The 22,211-nt window shown below is 61.0% G+C and carries 12 protein-coding genes; all 12 read left to right on the top strand.

What is annotated here, in order from left to right:
• The first annotated feature begins 181 nt into the window (after positions 1–181).
• The 12 genes from rfbB (at position 182) to DFS13_RS05935 (ending at position 22,209) form a co-directional block, all read left to right on the top strand.
• A complete protein-coding gene (rfbB, locus tag DFS13_RS05880; protein WP_111441456.1) occupies positions 182–1,240 on the top strand; it encodes a dTDP-glucose 4,6-dehydratase in 1,059 nt (352 codons plus the stop codon).
• A 2-nt stretch (positions 1,241–1,242) separates the two neighbouring features.
• Positions 1,243–2,133: a dTDP-4-dehydrorhamnose reductase gene (gene rfbD, locus DFS13_RS05885; protein WP_111441457.1), complete on the top strand. Its 891-nt coding sequence runs from the start codon at positions 1,243–1,245 to the stop codon at positions 2,131–2,133.
• An 18-nt stretch (positions 2,134–2,151) separates the two neighbouring features.
• The gene (gene rfbA / locus DFS13_RS05890; protein WP_111441458.1) at positions 2,152–3,036 is read left to right on the top strand and encodes a glucose-1-phosphate thymidylyltransferase RfbA; all 885 of its coding nucleotides are present in this window, start codon (positions 2,152–2,154) and stop codon (positions 3,034–3,036) included.
• A complete protein-coding gene (gene rfbC / locus DFS13_RS05895) occupies positions 3,033–3,575 on the top strand; it encodes a dTDP-4-dehydrorhamnose 3,5-epimerase (protein WP_111441459.1) in 543 nt (180 codons plus the stop codon). Before rfbA ends, rfbC begins: the two co-directional genes overlap by 4 nt.
• Before the next feature lie 20 nt (positions 3,576–3,595).
• A complete protein-coding gene (locus DFS13_RS05900) occupies positions 3,596–5,860 on the top strand; it encodes a glycosyltransferase family 2 protein (RefSeq protein WP_111966224.1) in 2,265 nt (754 codons plus the stop codon).
• Between the two features lie 294 nt (positions 5,861–6,154).
• Positions 6,155–8,446: a glycosyltransferase gene (locus DFS13_RS05905; protein WP_241308584.1), complete on the top strand. Its 2,292-nt coding sequence runs from the start codon at positions 6,155–6,157 to the stop codon at positions 8,444–8,446.
• A gap of 139 nt (positions 8,447–8,585) precedes the next feature.
• Positions 8,586–9,542: a phytanoyl-CoA dioxygenase family protein gene (locus DFS13_RS05910; RefSeq protein ID WP_034200970.1), complete on the top strand. Its 957-nt coding sequence runs from the start codon at positions 8,586–8,588 to the stop codon at positions 9,540–9,542.
• A 596-nt stretch (positions 9,543–10,138) separates the two neighbouring features.
• Positions 10,139–11,344: a capsule biosynthesis protein gene (locus DFS13_RS05915; RefSeq protein ID WP_034200969.1), complete on the top strand. Its 1,206-nt coding sequence runs from the start codon at positions 10,139–10,141 to the stop codon at positions 11,342–11,344.
• Positions 11,337–12,128: an SDR family oxidoreductase gene (locus tag DFS13_RS05920; protein WP_111441462.1), complete on the top strand. Its 792-nt coding sequence runs from the start codon at positions 11,337–11,339 to the stop codon at positions 12,126–12,128. The genes DFS13_RS05915 and DFS13_RS05920 overlap by 8 nt, the downstream gene beginning before the upstream one ends.
• Positions 12,125–13,654 (top strand): LTA synthase family protein, encoded by a 1,530-nt coding sequence (locus DFS13_RS05925; protein ID WP_105866650.1) that lies wholly within the window; start codon positions 12,125–12,127, stop codon positions 13,652–13,654. The genes DFS13_RS05920 and DFS13_RS05925 overlap by 4 nt, the downstream gene beginning before the upstream one ends.
• Positions 13,655–13,657: 3 nt before the next feature.
• Entirely contained in the window at positions 13,658–21,295 is a 7,638-nt protein-coding gene (locus DFS13_RS05930; RefSeq protein WP_111441463.1) for a type I polyketide synthase, read from the top strand.
• Entirely contained in the window at positions 21,292–22,209 is a 918-nt protein-coding gene (locus DFS13_RS05935; protein ID WP_111441464.1) for a UDP-3-O-acyl N-acetylglycosamine deacetylase, read from the top strand. The genes DFS13_RS05930 and DFS13_RS05935 overlap by 4 nt, the downstream gene beginning before the upstream one ends.
• Positions 22,210–22,211 lie beyond the last annotated feature (2 nt).

Here is a 22,211-nt window from a genome sequence, read left to right on the forward strand (position 1 = left end):
CGGTGGCGAGATTTGGTGTAATGCTATTTTTGAAATAAAGCGATATTTTTCTGCGTTTCAGATAATTTGAATTCGATGTGGTGCTGCATGTGAACTTGACGGCGGATGTGCGACGATTGCATAATCTCGATGTTGAGTTTTCGAGTGCCAATGTTCGATAGAACTTAAACGGGTGCGGCGAGTGTTATTTGTTACGGGCGGGGCAGGGTTTATTGGTGGAAATTTTGTTATTGACTGGTTGGCTCAGTCTGATGAGGCTATTGTTAACCTCGATAAATTGACTTATGCTGGAAATCTCGAAACGCTGAAATCGTTGGATGGCGATGCACGGTATCATTTTGCGCGTGGTGACATCGCTGATCGTCGGCTTATTTCGAAGCTGCTTTCCGAATATCGGCCGCGTGCCGTGATCAATTTTGCGGCTGAGTCGCATGTCGATCGATCGATTCACGGCCCGGGCGATTTTATTCAGACGAACGTTGTCGGTACGTTTAATCTTCTCGAATCGGTACGTGCCTACTGGTCAGACCTCGCGGCAGACGAGCGTCAGGCATTTCGCTTCCTGCATGTCTCTACTGACGAGGTGTTCGGCACACTTGGAGCCGATGATCCGCCGTTCGCGGAAACTAACTCATACGAACCGAACAGTCCCTATTCGGCGAGCAAGGCGGCATCAGATCATCTGGTGCGCGCCTGGCACCATACGTATGGTTTGCCGGTTGTGACCACCAATTGCTCAAACAACTATGGTCCGTACCATTTTCCCGAGAAGCTGATTCCGCTGGTCATCCTGAATGCGCTCGCGGGCAAGCCGTTGCCGATCTATGGTGATGGCGAGCAGATTCGTGACTGGCTCTATGTCAAAGACCACTGCTCTGCAATTCGCACCGTTCTCGCCAATGGTGCGCTCGGCGAGACTTATAACGTTGGTGGCTGGAACGAGAAACGGAACATCGAAGTTGTGCATACGATCTGCGCGATCCTCGATGAACTGCAGCCTCGCGATGACGGCCAGCCGTATGCGACGCAGATCAGCTATGTACAGGATCGACCGGGTCATGATCGCCGTTACGCAATCGACGCTCGCAAACTCGAACGCGAACTCGGCTGGAAGCCCGCTGAAACCTTTGATACCGGTATCCGCAAGACCGTTGAGTGGTATCTGGAGAATCAGGGGTGGGTGAAGAACGTCACGAGTGGCCAGTATCGTACTTGGGTCGACCACCACTACGGAGAATGATGATGCCGCGGATCTTGATTACGGGTTCGAATGGACAGGTCGGGTTCGAATTGCGACGTGCGCTTGCTCCGCTTGGAGAGGTGATTGCGTTGACCCGGCGTGACGTGGACCTGGGCGATCCCGAGAATCTTGTTGCGGCGCTGAATCTCCATCAACCCGATCTGATCGTCAATCCTGCCGCCTATACGGCAGTGGACAAGGCCGAAAGCGAGCCGGAGTTGGCCAGGGCAGTCAATGCCGGAGCGCCCGGCGCGATGGCCCAATGGGGGGCAGTGCGGAATGTGCCTCTTGTTCACTACTCGACTGATTATGTATTCGAAGGCACCGGTGCGGCGTCGTATCGCGAAGATGCACCGGTTAATCCCCAATCTATCTATGGGGCGACCAAGTGCGAAGGAGAAAATGTAGTTCGGCAGGCCTTCGCTCAGCACCTGATTCTTAGGACGAGTTGGGTAGTGGGCGCGCATGGCGGAAATTTTCTCAAGACGATCTTGCGCCTTGCTCGGGAGCGGGATCAGCTTCGCATCGTGGCCGATCAGACGGGCGCGCCGACCTCGGCCGCGTTGATCGCCGATGTGACGGCTCATCTCATTGCCCGTTATTTTGCCGATCGTGAACACTTTGCGTTCGGTACATACCACCTTGCGGCGTCTGGCGAAACGAACTGGTGCGAGTACGCGCGTCACGTCGTGGCGCTTGCAGAAGCGCGAGGCCTTGATCTAAAGTTGCGCTCGACCGATATCGTGCCAATCGCGACGCATGAGTATCCGCTTCCGGCAAAGCGACCCATGAATTCTCGTCTGGATTGCAGCAAACTGACGTCTACGTTCGGAATGACACTTCCCGATTGGCGAAATGGCGTTGACTACGTCTTCGAACAACTGCATGGCTGACTCGGAAAAAAACCAAGCATGAAGCGCAAAGGTATTATTCTCGCTGGAGGGTCGGGTACCCGTCTTTATCCGGCGACACAAGCGATCAGCAAGCAACTGCTGCCAATTTACGATAAACCGATGATCTATTATCCATTGAGCACGCTGATGCTAGCGGGAATTCAGGATATTCTGATCATCTCGACATCCCAAGATACGCCTCGCTTCGAGCAATTGTTGGGTGACGGATCGCAGTGGGGGATCCGTTTGCAATATAAGGTACAGCCCAGCCCGGACGGGCTTGCCCAAGCGTTCCTGCTGGGTGAGTCCTTCATCGACGGCGACTCTTCGGCGCTGATTCTTGGCGATAACATTTTCTATGGTCATGATCTCGGCGGTCTGTTGAAGGGGGCGACCGACCAAACGTCGGGCGCGCAGGTCTTCGCCTATCATGTCCAGGATCCGGAGCGGTATGGTGTTGTCGAGTTCGACTCGTCCGGCAAAGCGATCAGTATCGAAGAAAAGCCAGAGATTCCGAAATCGCACTACGCGGTGACAGGGCTCTATTTCTACGATCAGCAGGTGGTGGACTTTGCGAAATCGTTGAAGCCGTCGCACCGCGGCGAACTGGAAATTACCGATCTTAACGCTCTGTACTTGAGGGATGGCATGCTAAATGTGCAGACCATGGGGCGTGGTTTTGCATGGCTCGATACCGGCACGCACGATTCCATGCTCGAGGCCTCGCACTTCATTGCAACGATGGAGCATCGGCAAGGATTGAAGATTGCGTGCGTCGAAGAGATTGCATATCGATTCGGTTATATCGACGACGAGCAACTTGAACGTCTGGCGCAACCACTCAGCAAAAACGGCTATGGCCGTTACCTGAAGAATATCCTGAAAGAAGGAAAAGCCCGGTGAACGTAATAGCGACAGCCATTCCGGACGTTAAGATTTTCGAGCCGAAAGTATTCGGTGATGCGCGTGGCTTCTTCTTCGAGAGCTTCAATCACCGCGTGTTCGAAGAAGCGATTGGGCGCTCCATTGAGTTCGTGCAAGACAATCATTCGAAATCTGCGAAGAACGTCGTACGAGGCCTGCACTACCAAATCAATCACGCGCAGGGAAAGTTGGTTCGAGTAGTGGCAGGGGAAGTGTTCGATGTCGCGGTCGATATTCGTCGCGATTCGCCGACGTTCGGTCGATGGGTCGGTTTCATGCTGTCTGCGGAGAACAAACGGCAGCTGTGGATTCCGGAAGGTTTTGCGCACGGTTTTGTTGTCGTTTCCGACACAGCTGAGTTTTTGTACAAGACTACCGATTACTGGTATCCGGATGCTGAACGAGCGATCCGCTGGGACGATCCGACGCTCGCGATCGAATGGCCCATCTCCGGTGAGGCAATGGTGTCCGGCAAGGACGGTGCGGCTCCTGCTTTCAAGGATGCTGAGTACTTTTGAGTCGCTTTCTGCGCAAGTCCATGTTTGACTTCAATGCCCTGCGCCTGACGTGGGGGATGCCTTTCTTGGTCGATCTTCCGGATGCCGAAACGCATGTGCCGGACAATCGGCCGAGATCCCGGGCTTATTTGATCAATGTCCAATTGCTGCCAGGTTGGTACATGATCGAGCTTCGTGTGAATGGTCAGGTGGCGCAGGTGCCGGCCCGGTTAAAGCTGAACGCCGGGTCGCTTTCTGCCGTGCTTGCAATGGAGCTCAGCGCCCGGCAAGTCAGTAAGCGGCTTGTATATCTCCCGGCGCGTGGATCGATTGAAATTGAGCTTGATCTTGATGATCCGTCTGTCGTCCGAATCGATACGTTTCGCCTTGTCAGGGTAACGACGCGGTTTGCCCGTTCGCGCATCATGACCAAACTGGAGGCGCTGCACCCCAAGTACAAGCCATGCGGCGATGATTACGAACTGACAGATGTTCGCCACAGTCGGGTCGATCTCGCACGGGCATGGCGCGACTACTGCGGCCTGTTTGATGAATCTGAACTGCTGGTTGGATACCCGGACTGGGTTCGACACTTCGATACGCCGAGCTCAGACACGTATCGTGTCATGAAGGACAATCTGCGTTACTTCGCGACTTGTCCGGTCTTCGCGATAGGGATGGAAGTGTCCGACGCACCGTCGCCGCATTTGGAGGCGGCGATTCGTTCGGTCTCAGCTCAGATTTACCCGCACTGGCATCTTCTGGTTGTTGATCGACGCTCTAGCTCCGACCGCTCTGAACTGATTCCGCGCGACCTTCGTGCTGATTCTCGCATCCGCGTAATTTCCGGTCAGTTATCGACGGAGACACATTCGACGCTTGATCGGAAACTCGCCGAAACTGGCAGTTGGGTCGTGTTTCTGGGCCAGTGCGATGTACTTCCGCAGCACTGCCTGTATGTCGTGGCTGACTCGATTAACCGACGCCCCGATGTCGACTTGATCTATTCGGATGAAGACTGCATTGACGTCAACGGAATTCGACACAGCCCCCGTTTCAAAAGCGACTGGAACGAAGATCTGATGCTATCTTCGGATCTGTTTACCGGTCTAGGTGCTTACCGAACGGAAGTTTTTGCGTTATCTGGCGGGCGGGATCAGCGCCACGGGGCAGCGTCGAATTATGACATGACGCTTCGCTGTCTCTCGCATACGAGCCGGGACAGGATCCTGCACATTCCGCGTGTGCTTTATCACACCAGGGCGCAATCAGATTCAATTCAAGATCCAGTTGTCATGCGCAATGCGCGCGATGCGAGCCGGTTGGCAGTCGTCCGTCACTTGTCGCGTGCCGGAGTTCAGGCAACGGTTTCGTCGACAGATTACGGAAGGCGAATACAGTATCTGTTGCCGGAGAAGGTGCCACTCGTCACGCTCGTCATTCCTACTCGCAACGGGCTCGAGTTACTTAGTCGCTGTGTCAATTCGATTATCGAAAAAACTCGCTATCGTGCTTTCGAAATCGTCATTGTCGACAATGGCTCCGACGACCCGGAAACGCTCGACTATATGGAGAGGCTTTCGATCGACCACGGTGTACGTGTCCTCAGGGACGATCGGCCGTTCAATTACTCTGCTCTCAACAATCGCGCGATAGATATTGCCCGGGGAGAGTTCGTCGCCCTAGTCAATAATGACGTGGAGGTCATCGACGGCGATTGGCTCGACGAAGTGATGGGACACGCGCTGCGTCCGGAAGTCGGCGTTGTCGGCGTTAAGCTTCTCTATTCGAACGGAACCGTTCAGCATGCGGGCGTCATAGTCGGGCTTAGCGGCTGCGCCGATCACCTGCATCGCGGATTGGGGCGAGATGAACCGGGATATCAGGCGCGCGCGGTAACGATGCAGTCACTGTCCGCGGTAACCGGTGCATGTCTCGTCGTCCGGCGATCGCTGTATCTGCAACTGGGTGGATTGAACGAACACGATCTCGCAGTTGCATTCAACGACGTCGATTTTTGCCTCCGCGTTCGACAAGCGGGCTATAAGGTGCTCTGGACGCCGCATGCCGTGCTGTATCACCACGAGTCCGCAACACGAGGCAGGGACGACACCGTGGAGAAGATCGCTCGGGCTAATCGAGAGATCGATTACATGCGCCAACACTGGCCGGACCTGATCGCGAATGACCCCGCCTATAACCCGAACCTGTCCCTCGACCGGTTTGACTGTCAGTTGGCGTGGCCGCCGCGGGTCGCGTCGCTCAGGCGCCTCGCGCTCAATGCGCCTAGAGCGACCGCGACTTGAGTGTAGATTCCGGGCAAGAGACTTGTTTATGCTTGCCCGGAGCGGAGCCAAATGTTCTTCGACCGCTCGCACAAGTCGGGCGTGGGGAACAATTGCATGACAGTGTGTGTACTCTAGCGAGCGGTGCCCCCGGGTGTACCGTGGTCCCGTGTGTTGGGCGGTGGCTCCTACGTCTCTGCCGGCTCTGCCTGGGCGGGGCGCCATGCATCTCACTAAAAATCCTCTGAGGGCCAAGCGTGCTTCTCGTGCGGGCTTGTTACGCGGTCGACCCAGATTCATCTACTTTTGGTCAACATGAAAGAGTTCTTCCCGTCGATAGTTCGTCGAACCGTTCGATTCAAGGTCAATCCGGTCAGGGATCTGGCTTTGTCAGGGGCGACGTCTTTCGACTGGAAGTCTACGGGAGATCATCCTCTCTTTGACCTCGAGCCGGAGGAGAGGGGCGAAACTGTTCCATCGGGCTGGGTCTATGTCGAGGCCAGGATGATGCGCCGGGGAGCACATCTGGTAGCTCGACTCTATATTGACACCGGCGCGGGTTTTTCGGATGCGGAGTCCATTGTCATTCCAGCAACTCGCGCGGGAAACATCAAACAAATCATCAAGATTCCACGCGACACCCGTCGTTTGCGTCTCTCTCCCATGCGGAGCGAGGGCATTGTTCGGTTGGATTTTTTGCGAATAACAGAAATATCTGGCGTGGAACGGATTTTCAGAATGATGGAGTGGGTGGCTGGCGATATAATAAAATTCAGAAGTACCGATCGGGCAAAAAAATATAATATTACGTGGGGGCGCATGTTGACTGATTTGAAGGGTGCGTATGAGGATTGCGCCAAATTGCGATTCCATTCGGCACCTTTGGATTACGAATCGTACGTAAGAAAATTTGATACTCTTCGTCAATCCGAAATTGATTCGATTCGACGGCATATGAGCTCGTTTGCAAAGCGGCCACTGATTTCCATTCTGATTCCCGTGTGTAGGGTGTCCATTAGTTGCCTGAAATCGGCTGTTCAATCTGTTTTCGGGCAAATCTATGCGGAATGGGAGTTGTGTCTCGCCGTTGATAAGGATGATGGTCCGGAAACTGCTTCATATCTGAAATCTCTTTCCGAGGATGATAGTCGCATAAAGGTTGTTTTTCTGAGTGCAGGCGGGTCCGTGTCAGCCGCATCGAATAGCGCCTTGGGGGCGGCAGCAGGGGAGTATGTGGTAATTCTCGATAAAAATGACGTTCTTTCATCTGCTGCGCTATATTTTGTTGTCGCGAAAATCAACGAAGCTGATGGGCTGAATATCATTTATTCGGATGCTGATGAAATTGACGGCGACGGAGTCCGTAGTAATGTCTGCTTTAACAGTTCGTGGAATCCAGATCTGTTTTTTTCCTGCGACAATATTTCTCGCTCGGCTACTTACAGAACATCACTCGTGCGTGAGTTAGGAGGGTTCCGCGCCGAGTATGAAGGAGGGCAGGATTATGATCTTGCGCTCAGGTGCGTGAAAAGAAGTGTGTCATCTCAGATTTGTCATATTCCGCGTGTGCTACGTCATTTTCGTCGGCGTGGCGAGCCTGATTCAGCCGATTCCAGTGTGGGAAATAACGCCTGGATGGCGAAGAGGCGGGCGCTTTCCAAGTTTTTCAGTGATCAGCCTGGGGTGAGCGTTTCGCAGGGAGAGTTGCCCGGAACCTATCGGGTGAGATATCCGATTCCAACACCCGCTCCCAAGGTCACTGTAATCATACCGACTCGAGATGGTGGTCCGTTATTGAAAAAATGCATGCATAGCATTTTCAACAGGACTGCTTATGATAATTTTGAGGTTGTCGTTGTAGACAATCAAAGCGAGAAGCGGGAAACGGTCGATTTTCTGCAGTCGTTGTCAAAGAGAAGTAATGTGGCAGTGTTAAGGTATGATTTCCCATTCAACTACTCTTCGATAAATAATTTTGCGGAAAAGCATGCCTCTGGAAAAATACTGTGCTTTCTTAATGACGACGTTGAGGCAGTCGAGCCGGGGTGGCTAAGCGAGATGGTCTCGCATGCCTTGCGGCCAGATATCGGTGCCGTGGGAGCAAAACTCCTTTATGGTGATGGATTTGTTCAGCATGCGGGTGTCGTGATGGGTATCGGTGGGTTTGCGAGTCATGCTCATCGGTTATATCCCGCGACGCATCCAGGATATGCTGGAAGAGCACGTCTTGTGCAAAATTTTTCGGCAGTCACAGGAGCGTGCCTTGTCATGCGCCGAGATGTATTCCATGCTGTCGATGGTTTTGATGAAGACAACCTTCCGGTTGCATTTAACGATGTGGATTTGTGTCTTCGTGTTCGAGAGGCGGGCTACAGGGTTTTGTGGACTCCGTACGCAGTCTTGCATCATTACGAGTCTTATAGTAGAGGGGATGATCAGATGTCTCCTGAAAAACGCGCCAGGTTTAATCGAGAGAAGAATTTTATGCTTTATCGGTGGAAAACTGACCTATTGAATGATCCGTACTACAATCAAAATCTGACGCTTGACCGGGAGGATTTTACTATTGCCGATTTCCCGAAATTATATGAGCCTTGGCGGGTGTGAATGGTTTGAATTCCCTCACTTCTGCAGCCTCAAGTCTTCTTCGGATTAATGTCATGCATTTATTTTGGATTGAATTTCTCCATTGCTTCTCTATGATGATTCGGGGTGGATTGAGTGAAGTAACGTCGAAGGAGTATTCATGGACGTAAAGAAGCGTCTGCTGCCCGGCATTCCATTGATTGAGTCACCACTTTTCGATGCTGAAATTTCCCAGGTGGAACTGACACCTGGAGAACGTGAGATTGCGAATGCGCTGAACCGTAACGGCTACGCGGTGATCGATTTTCCCGATCCGGAGCTCGATGTGCGGATTGCGCGTATTCGTGAACGCCTGGCCCCGCTGTTTGCTGACACGGGACTGAGCAACGATGGTGTGTTTTATGCTGTCGGTCGCATTCAGGATGCGTGGATAAACGATCCCGATGTGAAGGCGATTGCCACCAACATTCAGATGTTGGATTTGCTCGGGCGCTTGTATGGTCGGGCGGCTTTTCCGTTCCAAACACTCAATTTCCGGGTCGGTACGCAGCAAAAGTTGCACACCGATGCGGTGCATTTCTCTTCAATCCCTCAGCGCTTCATGTGTGGGGTGTGGGTTGCGCTTGAAGATATCTATCCGGAGGCAGGGCCGCTTCAATTGGTTCCAGGATCGCATAACTGGCCCATGATTGATAATGCGACGGCTGGCCGACGTGGATTTGGGGTGTCCAGTGAGTCGGCGCAATTGCCGTATCAGGAAATCTGGGATGCCATGGTGGAGGCAAAGGGTGCCAGCATCAAGACTTTCGAGGCGCGGAAAGGGCAAGCGTTGATCTGGTGTGCCAACCTGTTGCACGGGGGGAGCCCGCAGGTCGACCCTGCGATGTCACGCTGGTCGCAGGTGACACACTATTTCTTCGACGATTGTGTTTACTACACGCCGGCGTTTTCCGACGAATATTTGGGCCGCTTGCAGCTCCGCAATCTGGTTAGTGTAGTCGACGGCACACGAAAGCGTAATTCCTATCTGGGTGAGGAAATTGTGTCGCCGGCTTCAGGCGCACATAAATCTCGAACCCTCACGGGAAGATTACGCAAGTGGATGCGTCGCTCCTGAGCTCGCTTATATGTTCGCCTCGTTGGAAGTGGTACTCGCAACCATCGAAAGGCTCTAGGCTTGACAAGGAAGCCATGGCGAACGCTGGGGCATGTGAAGCCATGCTCGGCGAGCGTCAACTGCTGAGCTTGTGTCGTGCTGGCATGTGTTTCGGTAAGTATGCGCCGTGATGGCGGGGCGCCCTTCGGCGCGCCGTAAGCCGCCGACTCTCAGGTTGGATCGGTTGAGACGTGGTCAATGCAGTCGTGATTACATGTCGGATTCGCCAGAACGTGAGGGCCGGAGGTGCGCGGCCCCGAAACGGCGAATCGGGTATGTCGTTGCGATTGGTGGATGCCGGCCCGACGTCGAGCGGGCTCGACCGTAAGAATGTGACGCACGTGCGAGATCGTTTGTGACGGGCGAGGGATGTCGTTTTTTGACGATGACAGATATTTCTCGTTTGTAATGCAATGAGGTATCCTCCACACCTCCGGCGGTCATTGTCGCCTCATACAGCCACTGAGTCTGGCGCGAAAGTTTGCGTTCATTGAACAACCTTACTAACGCATTACAAAAATATTCGTGCTTCTTGGGGCTTCCACACAATTACCTAGATGCCGCGCTCGTTTCTCGTGCTGCAAGGCACTGCCTCGCTTTTTTTCTATCGGCTTTCACGCGCGCTCCAGGACAAGGGGTTTGCCGTCTATCGTGTCAATTTTTGCGGCGGAGACTTGCTGTATGGCGGGGTGGGGACTGTCTTAAATTACAGCGGCAGCATCGGTAATTTGTCGCAATGGTATGACGATATTGTGCGGCAGAAGGGGATCTCCGACGTCATCATGTTCGGCGACTGCCGCGATATCCATCGCGAGATGCTGACTGTCTCGGCGGTGCATGGCCTGCGTGTCCACGTATTCGAGGAAGGCTATGTTCGGCCGCACTGGATCACGCTGGAGCGCCACGGCGTCAATGGGCGTTCGCTACTGCCGCGTGACCGTGCATGGTATCTGCAGCAGCGCAGCGTGACGCCGCCTGCCAAGCAATGGCAGGCCACCGGCTACAACCTGTACGAGCGCGCCTTTCACGACATCACGTATCGTTTTGCGAACACGGTATGCTGGCCCCGGTTTCCGAAGTATCGCAGTCACCGGCCGAGGAACGGATTTTTCGAATATTCGGGGCTCGCCGTCCGGATGCTCCTCCAACGCAAGCATCGGCGCGAGGCGGAGACCGTCACGCACGAACTGCTCGATAGTGGCGGGACGTACTACCTGTTTCCGCTTCAATTGAATTCCGATGCACAAATTGTCGTGCATTCGTCTTTCGATGGAATTCGCGGCGCGATCCGCCACGTCGTGGAGTCATTCGCGCGACATGCGCCGCAAGATGCGTTGCTGGTCATCAAAAATCACCCGCTGGATACGGGGTTGATCGAGTATCGAAATTTTTCGCTTAAAATTGCGCGTGCCGCCGGGATGGAGAATCGAATTCGTTTCATCGATGCCGGCCATCTTCCGACATTGCTTGAACACGCACGCGGGGTCGTGGTTATCAACAGCACGGTTGGCTTGTCCGCACTGCATCACAAGCGGCCCCTGATTGCGCTCGGCTCCGCTATCTACAATTTCGGCGGCCTGACTTGGCAGGGAGAGCTCGATGACTTTTGGCTTGGAGGCGTGCCGCCGGATATGGATCTCTATCACGCGTTCCTCGACTACGTGATGCATCACACACAGATCAACGGCGATTTCTATACGCGGACTGGCATCACGATGGCCATTGCCGGCGCGGTTGCCCGGCTAGAGCGCGCGGATGACTAAGGCGGCCGTTCGGCACGTCGTTGTCACCGGCGCAAGCGCGGGCATCGGCCGCGCTTTGGCGCTCGCCTATGCGCAACCCGATACCGTGCTCGGCATCGTCGGCCGGAATGAAACGCAGCTCGAATCGACGGCGGCGGCGTGCCGGGCGCGCGGTGCAAAAGTGATCGTCGGCATCGTCGACGTACGAGAGCCGCAGCCGATTCGCGCATGGCTGCATCGTTTCGACGATCAGCATCCGATCGACCTGCTCATCGCCAACGCTGGTGTCGCGAGCACGCTGTCCTCCGCATCCGACTGGGAGGACCTCGACCGTATCACTACCGTTGTCGATACGAATTTCTACGGCGCGATGCACACGGTTCTCCCGGCTGTGGAGCGCATGCGTACCCGCAAGCATGGCCGCATTGCTGCGGTCAGTTCCCTCGCCGCGCTTCGAGGTATGGCCATCTCGCCCGCGTACTGCGCGAGCAAATCGGCGATCAAGGCCTACGCCGATTCTGTCCGCCCACTGCTGAAACGCGACGGGATCGGTGTCTCGGTCATTCTTCCCGGCTTCGTCAAGACGTCGATGAGCGACGTTTTTCCTGGCGACAAGCCATTCATGTGGACTGCCGATCAGGCCGCCGCATACATTCGCAGGAAGCTCGATGCCGGCCGCGCGGAAATCGCATTTCCGGGCCTGCTCGCGTTGGGCATGCGTATCCTCACCGTCCTGCCCATCACATTGGCCGATGCGATTCTCGACAAGCTTTCGTATCTGCCCGGCAAGGAAGACGTAAATTGACGGGCGCGATCTGGCTCGCGTTTGCCGTTGCGGCTGGCGTGTCTTTTTTGCCGGACCTGATCGCGGTTCCGCGTGCTTCGTTGCGGCGCGGTTCGGGCGCGTTGCTTGTGCACGTGCTTGCCGTCGTGTTCCTTGCGTCACTGATGTTGCTTGTTACCGCGCGTCCGATCTTCTCGTCGTCCGTCGCAGTGGCTTTGGTCGGGCTTGTCGCAGTCGTCAGCAACGCCAAATATGAGTCCTTGCGCGAACCGTTCGTTTTTACCGATCTCAGCCTCTTCAGTCAGTTGTTCTCGCACCCGCGGCTCTATCTGCCGTTCCTGAGCGCCGGTAAGGTCGCGGCGATCGGCGCCGGAATCGTATTGGTCGTCGCCGGCTATCTTGCCGAGGCGCCCGTCACGCCGCGTCCGGTGTTGGCGCTGGCGGCCGTTGTTGCCTTCACATTCTTGCTGGCGCGATACATTGCAGGTCGCCTGCCGTTGGCGCTCGACGCCGAGGAAGATCAGCGGCGTCACGGGTTTTTCGCAGTTTTCATTGCATACTTGCTGAACGGCATGCGTCCCGCGACGTTCAAGGCGTTCCGGCGCGTGGTCGAGACGGGGCCGTTCGTTGCCGGTACGTCGACGCAACGCCCCGACGTCGTCGTGATTCAGAGCGAATCGCTGTTCGACGTACGACGCATTTCATCGGCAATTGCGCCAGCCTTGCTTTCCCATTTCGATCGCGCGAGACGCGAAGCAGTCTGCTACGGCGAGCTTTCGGTACCGGCATGGGGCGCAAACACGATGCGCACGGAATTCTCGGTGCTGACCGGCCTGTCGTTTGAGCGCCTCGGCTACGCGCGTTTTTATCCGTATGCGTTCGTGCGCCGCGCATGTGCGTCGATCGCAAGCTGGTTCGGCCGTGGCGGTTACGAAACGCTGGCGCTGCATCCCTATTACGCCGATTTCTTTGGTCGCAATCGTGTCTTTCCGTTGCTCGGATTCAACACATTTCTCGACATCGAATACTTTGCCGACGCGCCGCGCGCTGGCCCGTATATCTCCGATGCAGCCGTGCTCGACGCTGTGATCGCCGCGCTGGAAAGCAAGTGCGACAAACCGCGCTTCATCTTTGCGATGACGATGGAAAACCACGGCCCACTGCACCTGGAGAAGGTATTACCGGAGGAATCGCGTTCAAGGCATACTCTTGGCGAAGACGCATCCTGGCGCGACCTGACAGCCTACCTGCGGCACATTGAAAACGCAGACGCAATGATCGGGCGCCTGCTCGATCATTTGCGCAGCAGCGATCGTGAAACAGTCGTTTGCTTTTACGGCGACCACGTTCCAGCTCTACCGCACGTATTCGATAAACTGGGCGTTTCTCCCCAAACCAGCGACTACTTCATTTGGCGAAATTACGGCACAGATACTCCCGAATGCCGGAATTTGGCGGCCGAAGAGCTTGGGGCGGCGCTGCTGCATGTGGTACAAGATGACGGAAATCGCGCGGAACAGCCGCACGCATCCGAGAAAGCGACATAAAAGATGAACAGTAAGATTGCAATAATTGGGATGGCTTGTCGGTTTCCCGGGGGCGCGAACAATCTTGGCGACTTCTGGCAACTGCTGCGCGACGAACGCGACGCAGTGACCGAAATCCCCGCCGACCGCTTCGGTACCGATTTCTACCAGCACCCGTCCAAACGCGAACCGGGCAAGAGCTACACGTTCGCGGCCGGCGTGCTCGACAACGTCGCCGGCTTCGATGCCGCATTCTTCGGCATTTCTCCGCGCGAAGCGGCCCAGATGGACCCCCAGCAGCGCCTGCTGCTCGAACTCGCATGGGAAGCGTTCGAGGACGCGGGCGTGCGCCCGGCCGACATGCGCGGCAGCAACTGCGGCGTGTTCGTCGGCGTGGCCGGCACGGATTACGGCAACCGCAACATGGACGATCTGAACGTGATCGATCCGTATTCGGCGACCGGCAACACCCTGAGTATCGCGTCGAACCGCGTGTCCTACCTGTTCGACCTGCGCGGCCCGAGCATGTCCGTCGATACGGCCTGCTCGTCGTCGCTCGTCGCCCTCCATCAAGCCGTCAAGGCGCTGCAGTCCGGTGAAGCCGACGTGGCGCTCGCGGGCGGCGTCAACCTGTTGCTGCATCCGTTCGGCTTCGTCAGCTTCTCGAAGGCGTCGATGCTGTCGCCGCGCGGTCGTTGCCGCGCATTCGACGCGACCGGCGACGGCTACGTGCGCTCGGAAGGCGGCGCATTCGTGCTGCTCAAGCCGCTCGATCGCGCGCTGGCCGACGGCGACACGATCCACGCAGTGATCGCCGGTTCCGGCGTGAACTCGGTCGGCCACTCGCCGGGCGGGATCAGCGTGCCGGGCGCGGCCGCGCAGGCGTCGCTGCTGCGCAGCGTGTACGCGCGCGCCGGCATCGATCCGCAGTCGCTCGCCTATCTCGAGGCGCACGGCACCGGTACGGCAGTGGGAGATCCGATCGAGGCACGCGCGCTGATCGACGTCGTGTCGGGCGAGCGCCCGGCCGATCGTCCGCTGCTGATCGGGTCGGTGAAGACCAACATCGGGCACCTCGAGACGGCGTCCGGCATGGCCGGTCTGCTGAAGGCCGTGCTGTGCCTGAAGCATCGCGCGGTGCCGCGCTCGCTGCACTTCGTCACGCCCAATCCCGGGATCGATTTCGACGGCGGCCGTCTGCGTGTCGTCGATCGCTACATGCCGCTCGACGCGGGCGGCGCACCGCTGACGGTCGGCGTCAACTCGTTCGGCTTCGGTGGAACGAACGCCCACGTCGTACTGACCGAGGCGCCGGTCGCAAACGACGTGCCGACGGCAGCGCCCGAGCCGGCTCATGCACAACCGTCGCCGCTCGTCCTGACCGCTCGCAGCGCGAATGCGCTCGCGGCACTCGCAGGCCGCTATCTGGCCGTGCTCGAGAACGGCGGCGACTGGCAGGCGCTGGCCGCCGCGGCCGCCCGTCGTCGCCAGTGGCTCGAACATCGCGCGATCGTCGCGCCGGTCGATGCAACCGAAGGCCGCGCGGCGCTGGCGGCACTGGCCCAGCCGGCACAGGAAGGGCTGCCGGCCTGCGTGGCAACCGGCCAGGCGCCCGCGGACGCGCTGCGTACCGCACTCGTGTTCTCGGGCAATGGTTGCCAGTGGGTCGGGATGGGCAACGAACTCTATGCGGAGAACGCGGTTTTCCGTGCGGCGCTCGACGAAGTCGACGCGCTGTGGTGCGAGGACGGCAGCCCGTCGCTCGTCGACGTGATGCGCGGCGGTCCGAGCGCGGAATGGCTGGCCGGCGGGGGCGCTGAATGGCTCGCCGCGACGGAGAACGCGCAGCCGCTGCTGTTTGCGATCCAGGTCGGGATGATTCGTGTGATCGACGCGCGCGGCATGCGCTACGACGCGGCGATCGGCCACAGCGTCGGCGAAATTGCCGCGGCGTGGGTGACGGGCGCGCTGTCGCTCGCCGACGCGGTGCGCGTGATCAAGATCCGCAGCCGCGCCCAGGCGATGACGCGCGGCAGCGGCCGGATGGCGGCCGTCGGCATCGGCGAGGCGGCCGCGCGCGAGCTGATCGCGCGCCACGGGCTGGTGCGCCGGGTCGAGGTGGCCGGCATCAACAGCCCCGACGCGGTGACGCTCGCGGGCGAGCTGCAGGGCTTGCAGGCGCTGGAGGCGGCGCTGCGCGGCAGCGGCAAGTTCTTCCAGATGCTCGATCTCGACTATGCGTTCCACAGCAGCCACATGGATCGTATCGAGCCGGTCGTGCTCGCCGAACTGGCCAGCCTGCGGCCGCAACCGGGCAACGGCACGTTCGTATCGACCGTGACCGGCGGCGCGCTCGCGGGCAACGAACTGGATGCGCGCTACTGGTGGCGCAATATCCGCGAGCCCGTGCGCTTCGGCGACGGCATCGCGCACCTGATCGAGCAGGGCGTCCGGTTGTTCGTCGAAGTGTCGCCGCATTCGATCCTGCGCACCTACGTGAAGCAGGCGTTGACGGCCGCCGGCGTGACCGGCGCGGTGCTGCCGACGCTCAAGCGCGACCACGGCAGCGCGGCGACGTTGCGGCAGGCGATTCTCGCGGCGATCGCGCACGGCGCGAACGTCGATCCCGACCGCTTCGCGCCCGGCGCGGCGCGCGCGGCGTTGCCGTCGTATCCGTGGCAGCGCGACCGCTTCTGGCTGACGCCGACCGTCGAAGGCTATGGTCTCGTCAATCGCCGCCGCGAGCATCCGCTGCTCGGCTATCGGCTGCACGAACACGCGTTCGGCTGGGAAAACCAGCTCGATCCGGCGAAGCTGCCGATGCTGGCCGATCACGTCGTCGACGGCGGCGTGGCATTCCCGGGCGCCGGCTACGTGGAAATGGCGCTTGCCGCGGCGCGCACCTTCTTCGATACGCCGGATGCGGCGCTCGAAAACGTCGAGATCCGCACGCCGGTCGTGTTCCAGCCGCAGCAGGCGAAGCTGTTCCGGCTCATGATCGAGCCGCGCACCGCGACGTTTACGATCGAGACGCGCGACCGGATGTCCGACGGCGCATGGACGCTGAACGTGACGGGACGGATGCTCGAAAGCGGTAACGCGCTCGGCACCGCGAGCGTCGTGCCGGCCGCGACGCTCGAGCACCTGCTCGCTCTGCCGGCCGCCGACGGCGACACGCTGTATGCGAATACGGCGGCGATCGGCCTCGGCTACGGGCCGGCGTTCCGCTGGGTGCGCACCGTGCGGGTCGCCGCGGACGAGGACGCTGCGCTGGCCGACGTCGCCGCGCCGGCCGAGTGCGGCGATGCGCGGGCGCTGTCCGCCTATCTGCTGCATCCGGCGCTGATGGACAGCGGTTTTCATCCGCTGTTCGCCTTGCTGGCGGCGCATGCACGCGATGGCGAGCACCCGGCCTACGTGCCGGTGCAGATCGGCCGGGTCGACTACCTGCGCGGCGACACGGTCGCCCGCGTGCTCGCGCGGATCGATCGGCGCAGCCCGCATTCGATCGTCGCGCAGTTCGAATTCCTCGATGCGCAGGGCGCGATCGTCGCGCGGCTCGGCGGCTGCCGGTTCCGGCGCGTGGACCTCGTCGGCCGCCGCCAGAACCTGCCTTCGCGTTTCGTCTACCGCCTCGAAGAGATGCCGTTGCCGACCGACGTCGACGCAGCCGCGTTGCCGGCGCCCGACACGTTGCTCGCGCAAGCGGTCGCGCGCGTCGATGCCGCGGGGCTCGACGGCCGCCGGACGCAGCATTTGACCGAGATCCTGCCGCTGCTCGACGTGCTGGCAAGCCTGTACGTGCTCCGTGCGTTCGATGCGCTCGGCGTGTTCGCCGGCACGTGGCAGCCCGCACCGGAGCGGGCGGCGCTGGCCGCGCGTCTGGCGGACATGCTCGTCGAGGACGGTCTTGCCTCCCGTGACGGTACGTATCTCGTTCGCGACGACGCGGCGTGCGCGGCGCTGCCGCCGCTCGACGATCTGTGGCGCGGGCTGCTGGCCGAATCGCCGGGGCACGTGGCCGAGCTGACGCTGCTTGCCCATTGCGGCGCGGCGTTGCCCGACGTGCTGAGCGGCGCGAAGGACGATGCACGCTGGCTGTCGCCGACCGGTCACAGCCTGGTCGAACAGTTGCTTGCCGCATCGCCGACCTGGCAGCACGTGCATGCGCTGCTGGCGGCCGGTGTCGAGCAGGCGGTCGACGCGTGGCAACCGGCGCGCCGGCTGCGGGTGCTCGAATTGGGCGCGACGGACGGCGACGTGCTGCAGACGCTCGGCATGCATCTCGCCGCCGCGCGCTGCGATCACACGATCGCCGCGACGGCCGGCCAATTGGCCGGGTTCGATACGGATGAGCAAGCCGCGGTGCGTACGGTCGCGCTGCAGCCGGGCGAACGGCTGTCGCTGTCCGCCGACGATGCCGGGCCTTATGACCTGATCGTCGCGAACCGCGCGCTGAGCGGGCGGCATGATCTGGCCGACGCACTGAATGCGATGCGCTCGTGGCTCGCGCCGGGCGGCTTGCTGCTGCTGGCGGAGTCGCGTCGCGGCCGTTTCTCCGACATCGTGTTCGCCCCGCAGGCGGTATTGACGGAAGCCGACGAACCCGCCCCGCTGGCGCCGACCGATCTCGAGGCGGCGCTCGCGCGTGCGGGCTTTGCCGACGTCGTGCGGCATGTCGAGCAGGCGCTGGATCTGGACGGCACGCCGACGTTCGTCGTCGCGCGCAACCCGGCGAGCACGTCGGCCACGCAGCGCGGCAGCGACGCGAGCGATCTCGATACGCTCGCCCGCAGCGAACAATGGCTCGTGATGCACGCCCCGGCCGAGGCCGGCGGTTTCGGCGGGAAACTGGCCGATGCGCTCGCGCACGCCGGCTATCCGGCCGACATCGTCGACCTCACGCACGCAGCCGATGCGATCGCGTCGTTGCCGGTCGGGCAGCCCGCGCATGTCGTGTTTTGCGCACCGGAAACGCCGCTTGCCGATACGACGACCGGAGACGTCCTGATGGCCGCGCTGCGTCACGGCGTGATCGCGCTGGCGGCGCTGGTGCGCGCGCTCGGTGCGCAGCCGAACGCGGCCACGCGGCTGACCGTCGTCACGCGCGGCGGCGCGCCGTTCGCCGGCGCCGCGAACGCGCATCCGGAACAGGCGACGCTGTGGGGCCTCGGTCGCGTGCTGGCGAACGAGCATCCCGAACTCGCGTGCCGCCTGATCGACGTCGACCCCGCGGCGAACGGGATTCCCGATGCGCTGATTCGCGAGCTGACCGGCGCGGCGGTCGAGGAAGAAGTCGTGCTGAGCGCGCACGGGCGGCTGGTGCCGCGCATGCTGACGGCCGCACAGGCCGCGGCGCGCAGCGACGGCGCGATTGCGCGCGCGTCGGTGCTGGCGTTCGACGCACCGGGCTCGTTGCGCAATCTTGAATGGTTCGCGTTGCCGGAAAGCGCGCTGGGCGACGACGAGGTGGAGATCGAGCCGGTGGCCACCGGCCTGAATTTCCGCGACGTGATGTATGCGATGGGGCTCCTGTCCGATGAGGCGGTCGAGACCGGCTTCGCGGGCGCGACGATCGGCATGGAATTGTCGGGCCGCGTCGTCCGGGTGGGCAGGGCAGTGACGAAGTTCGCACCGGGCGATGCGGTGCTCGGCTTTGCGCCGGCGTCGTTCGCGACGCGTGTCAGGACGCGCGCGCAGGCCATCGCGCCGAAACCCGAACGCCTGTCGTTCGAGGAAGCGGCGACCGTGCCGACGACGTTCTTCACCGCGTACTACGCGCTCGTCGAACTCGCGCGGCTGCGCCGCGGCGAGCGCGTGCTGGTGCACGGCGGCGCGGGCGGCGTCGGGATTGCCGCGATCCAGCTCGCGCGCCACTTCGGCGCGGAAGTGTTCGCGACGGCCGGCAGCGACGAGAAGCGCGAGTTCGTGCGCCTGCTCGGCGCCGATCACGTGCTCGATTCGCGCAGCCTGGCGTTCGCGGACGAGATTCGCGCGATGACGGGCGGCGAGGGCGTCGACATCGTGCTGAATTCGCTCGCCGGCGAAGCGATGGTGCGCAGCATCGATACGCTGCGTCCATTCGGCCGTTTCCTCGAACTCGGCAAGCGCGATTTCTACGAAAACAGCCATATCGGGCTGCGGCCGTTCCGCAACAACATCAGCTATTTCGGCATCGACGCCGACCAGTTGATGGGCGCGTTGCCGGAGCTGACCGCACGGCTGTTCGGCGAAGTGATGGCGCTGTTCGCGGCAGGCGTGCTGCATCCGTTGCCGTATCGCGCGTTCCCGGCCGAGCGGGCCGAGGATGCGTTCCGCTACATGCAGCAGGCGCGCCAGATCGGCAAGGTGCTCGTGACCTATCCGTCGGGCACGCCCGCGCCGACGCGCGGCGTCGCGCGCGCGGAGTCGTTCGCGCTCGATCCGCATGGTGCTTACCTGGTGGTTGGCGGCACGGGTGGCCTCGGCTTCGCGAGCGCACGCTGGATGGTCGAGCATGGCGCACGCCGGCTGACGCTCGCGAGCCGCTCCGGCGAACTCACTGTCGCGGCGCGCGCCGAGGTGGCGCGCTGGCACGCGTCGCTCGGCGTCACCGTCGACGTCGTGTCGTGCGATGTGACCGACGCCGCGGCGGTCGACGCGATGATTGCCGCGATCGTCCGAGGCGCCCATCCGCTGAAGGGCGTGCTGCATTCCGCGATGTCGATCGACGACGGCCTCGTGCGCAATCTCGACGACGCGCGGATGGCCGCGGTGCTCGCGCCGAAGGTGGCGGGCGCGTGGAACCTGCATCGCGCGACGCGCGGGCTGCCGCTCGACCTGTTCGTCGTCTATTCGTCGGCGACCACCTATCTCGGCAATCCGGGGCAATCGAACTACGTCGCGGCCAATACCTTCCTCGAGGCACTGGTCGAACATCGCCGCGCGGCAGGCTTGCCCGGCACGTTCATGGCGTGGGGGCCGCTCGAGGATGTCGGCTTCCTCGCACGCCACGCCGATACGCGCGAAGCGTTGCAGTCGCGGATCGGCGGCGCGTCGATCACGTCCGACGAGGCGATGGCCGCGCTCGAGCGCGTGCTGGTGGCGGGTGCGGCCGGCGAAGCGGTGGTGCGGCTCGACTGGCACGCGGTGGCGCGCGGAATGCCGGCCGCGAAGGCGCGTCGGTATGCGCTGCTGCAATCGCAGGCGAAGGGCGGCGATGCACGCGACGGCGGCACGCAACTGCGTGAAGAAGTGCTCGCCCTGGCGCGCGACGAAGCCATCGCGCTGGTGGCGCGAACGCTGCAGGCGCAGATCGCGCGGATTCTGCACATGACGCCCGATCGCATCGCGCTCGACAAGTCGGTGCTCGACATGGGCATGGATTCGCTGATGGGGATGGAGCTCGGCCTTGCGGTCGAGGAGGCGTTCGAAGTCAAGCTGTCGGTGATGGCGATCGCGGAAGGGGCGTCGGTGACGACGCTGGCTGGCCGCATCGTCGATTCGATCGGCGCGTCGGCCGATGCCGGCTGCGATGTCGCGTCGGCGGCCGATGCCGCGCAGGAGGCCGTCGCGGCACTCGCCGCGAAGCATGCGATCGACGGCGAAGCGCGCGCGATGCTCGATGCGCAGCCGGCGCCGGTTGCCGAGCAGGTATCGCCGTCGCTGGAGGTGGCGCGGTGAGCGCGCCGACCGGCTGGGCGACGCGGCAGGGCACGCTGGCGCGCCCGCTGACCATCGACGGGCACGGCTTGCATACGGGGCGCCGGGTCGGCGTGCGGATTCTGCCTGCGCATCCGGAAGACGGCGTGACGGGCATCGTGTTCCGTCGGGTCGAGCACGGGCGCACGCTCGCAACGTTGCCGGTCGACCCCGCGCTGCGCCGCGCGCAGCCGCTCTGCACGATGCTGCGCAATGCCGATGGCATCGGCGTGCGCACGATCGAGCACCTGCTCGCGTCGCTGCTCGCGTGCGAGATCGATCACGCGATCGTCGAGCTCGACGCGGAAGAGGTGCCGATTCTCGACGGCAGCGCCACGCCGTGGGTGGACGCGATCCGCGCGTGCGGCCGCGTCGCGCTCGATGCGCCGAAACGCTTCATCCGCGTGCTGCGGCCCATCGTCGTCACGGACGGCGACGGCGACCAGCGGCGCGAGATGCGGATCGAGCCGGCGCCGCGTTATGAACTGAGCGTGCGCAACGATCTGCGCGGCTTCGGCGACATGCACTGGGACGGCGCGCTGACCCCGGCCGCATTCGCGACCGACATCGCGCCGTCGCGCTCTTACGGGCGCGTGAAGTGGGCCGTGCCCGCGATCGTCGCCGGCTATCTTCGTGGTGTGCCGATCCTGCGCGGCGCGCGGCCGTCGTGCACCGCGTCGATCGTCGGCAATCGCGTGCTGGGCGGGATGCGGCTGCCGGAGGAATTCGTCCGGCACCGCGTGCTCGACCTGATCGGCGATCTCGCGCTCGCCGGTGCGCCGCTGCTCGCGCGCGTGAGCGCGCTGCGGCCGAGCCACGAGATGAATTTCCGGTTGGTCGATGCGCTATTGGCCGCGCCCGATGCGTGGCAGTGGGCTGAGTTTTTCGAGACCTGAAA

This window comes from Burkholderia sp. 28_3, from assembly GCF_003253915.1.
GTDB classification, from domain to species: domain Bacteria; phylum Pseudomonadota; class Gammaproteobacteria; order Burkholderiales; family Burkholderiaceae; genus Burkholderia; species Burkholderia cenocepacia.

What these genes read in the sequence shown, in the direction of transcription:
- rfbA (WP_111441458.1), top strand. Translation starts at nt 2,152, where the DNA reads ATGAAGCGCAAAGGTATTATTCTCGCTGGAGGGTCGGGTACCCGTCTT.
- DFS13_RS05905 (WP_241308584.1), top strand. Translation starts at nt 6,155, where the DNA reads ATGAAAGAGTTCTTCCCGTCGATAGTTCGTCGAACCGTTCGATTCAAG.
- rfbD (WP_111441457.1), top strand. Translation starts at nt 1,243, where the DNA reads ATGCCGCGGATCTTGATTACGGGTTCGAATGGACAGGTCGGGTTCGAA.
- DFS13_RS05920 (WP_111441462.1), top strand. Translation starts at nt 11,337, where the DNA reads ATGACTAAGGCGGCCGTTCGGCACGTCGTTGTCACCGGCGCAAGCGCG.
- DFS13_RS05910 (WP_034200970.1), top strand. Translation starts at nt 8,586, where the DNA reads ATGGACGTAAAGAAGCGTCTGCTGCCCGGCATTCCATTGATTGAGTCA.
- DFS13_RS05930 (WP_111441463.1), top strand. Translation starts at nt 13,658, where the DNA reads ATGAACAGTAAGATTGCAATAATTGGGATGGCTTGTCGGTTTCCCGGG.
- DFS13_RS05915 (WP_034200969.1), top strand. Translation starts at nt 10,139, where the DNA reads ATGCCGCGCTCGTTTCTCGTGCTGCAAGGCACTGCCTCGCTTTTTTTC.
- DFS13_RS05900 (WP_111966224.1), top strand. Translation starts at nt 3,596, where the DNA reads ATGTTTGACTTCAATGCCCTGCGCCTGACGTGGGGGATGCCTTTCTTG.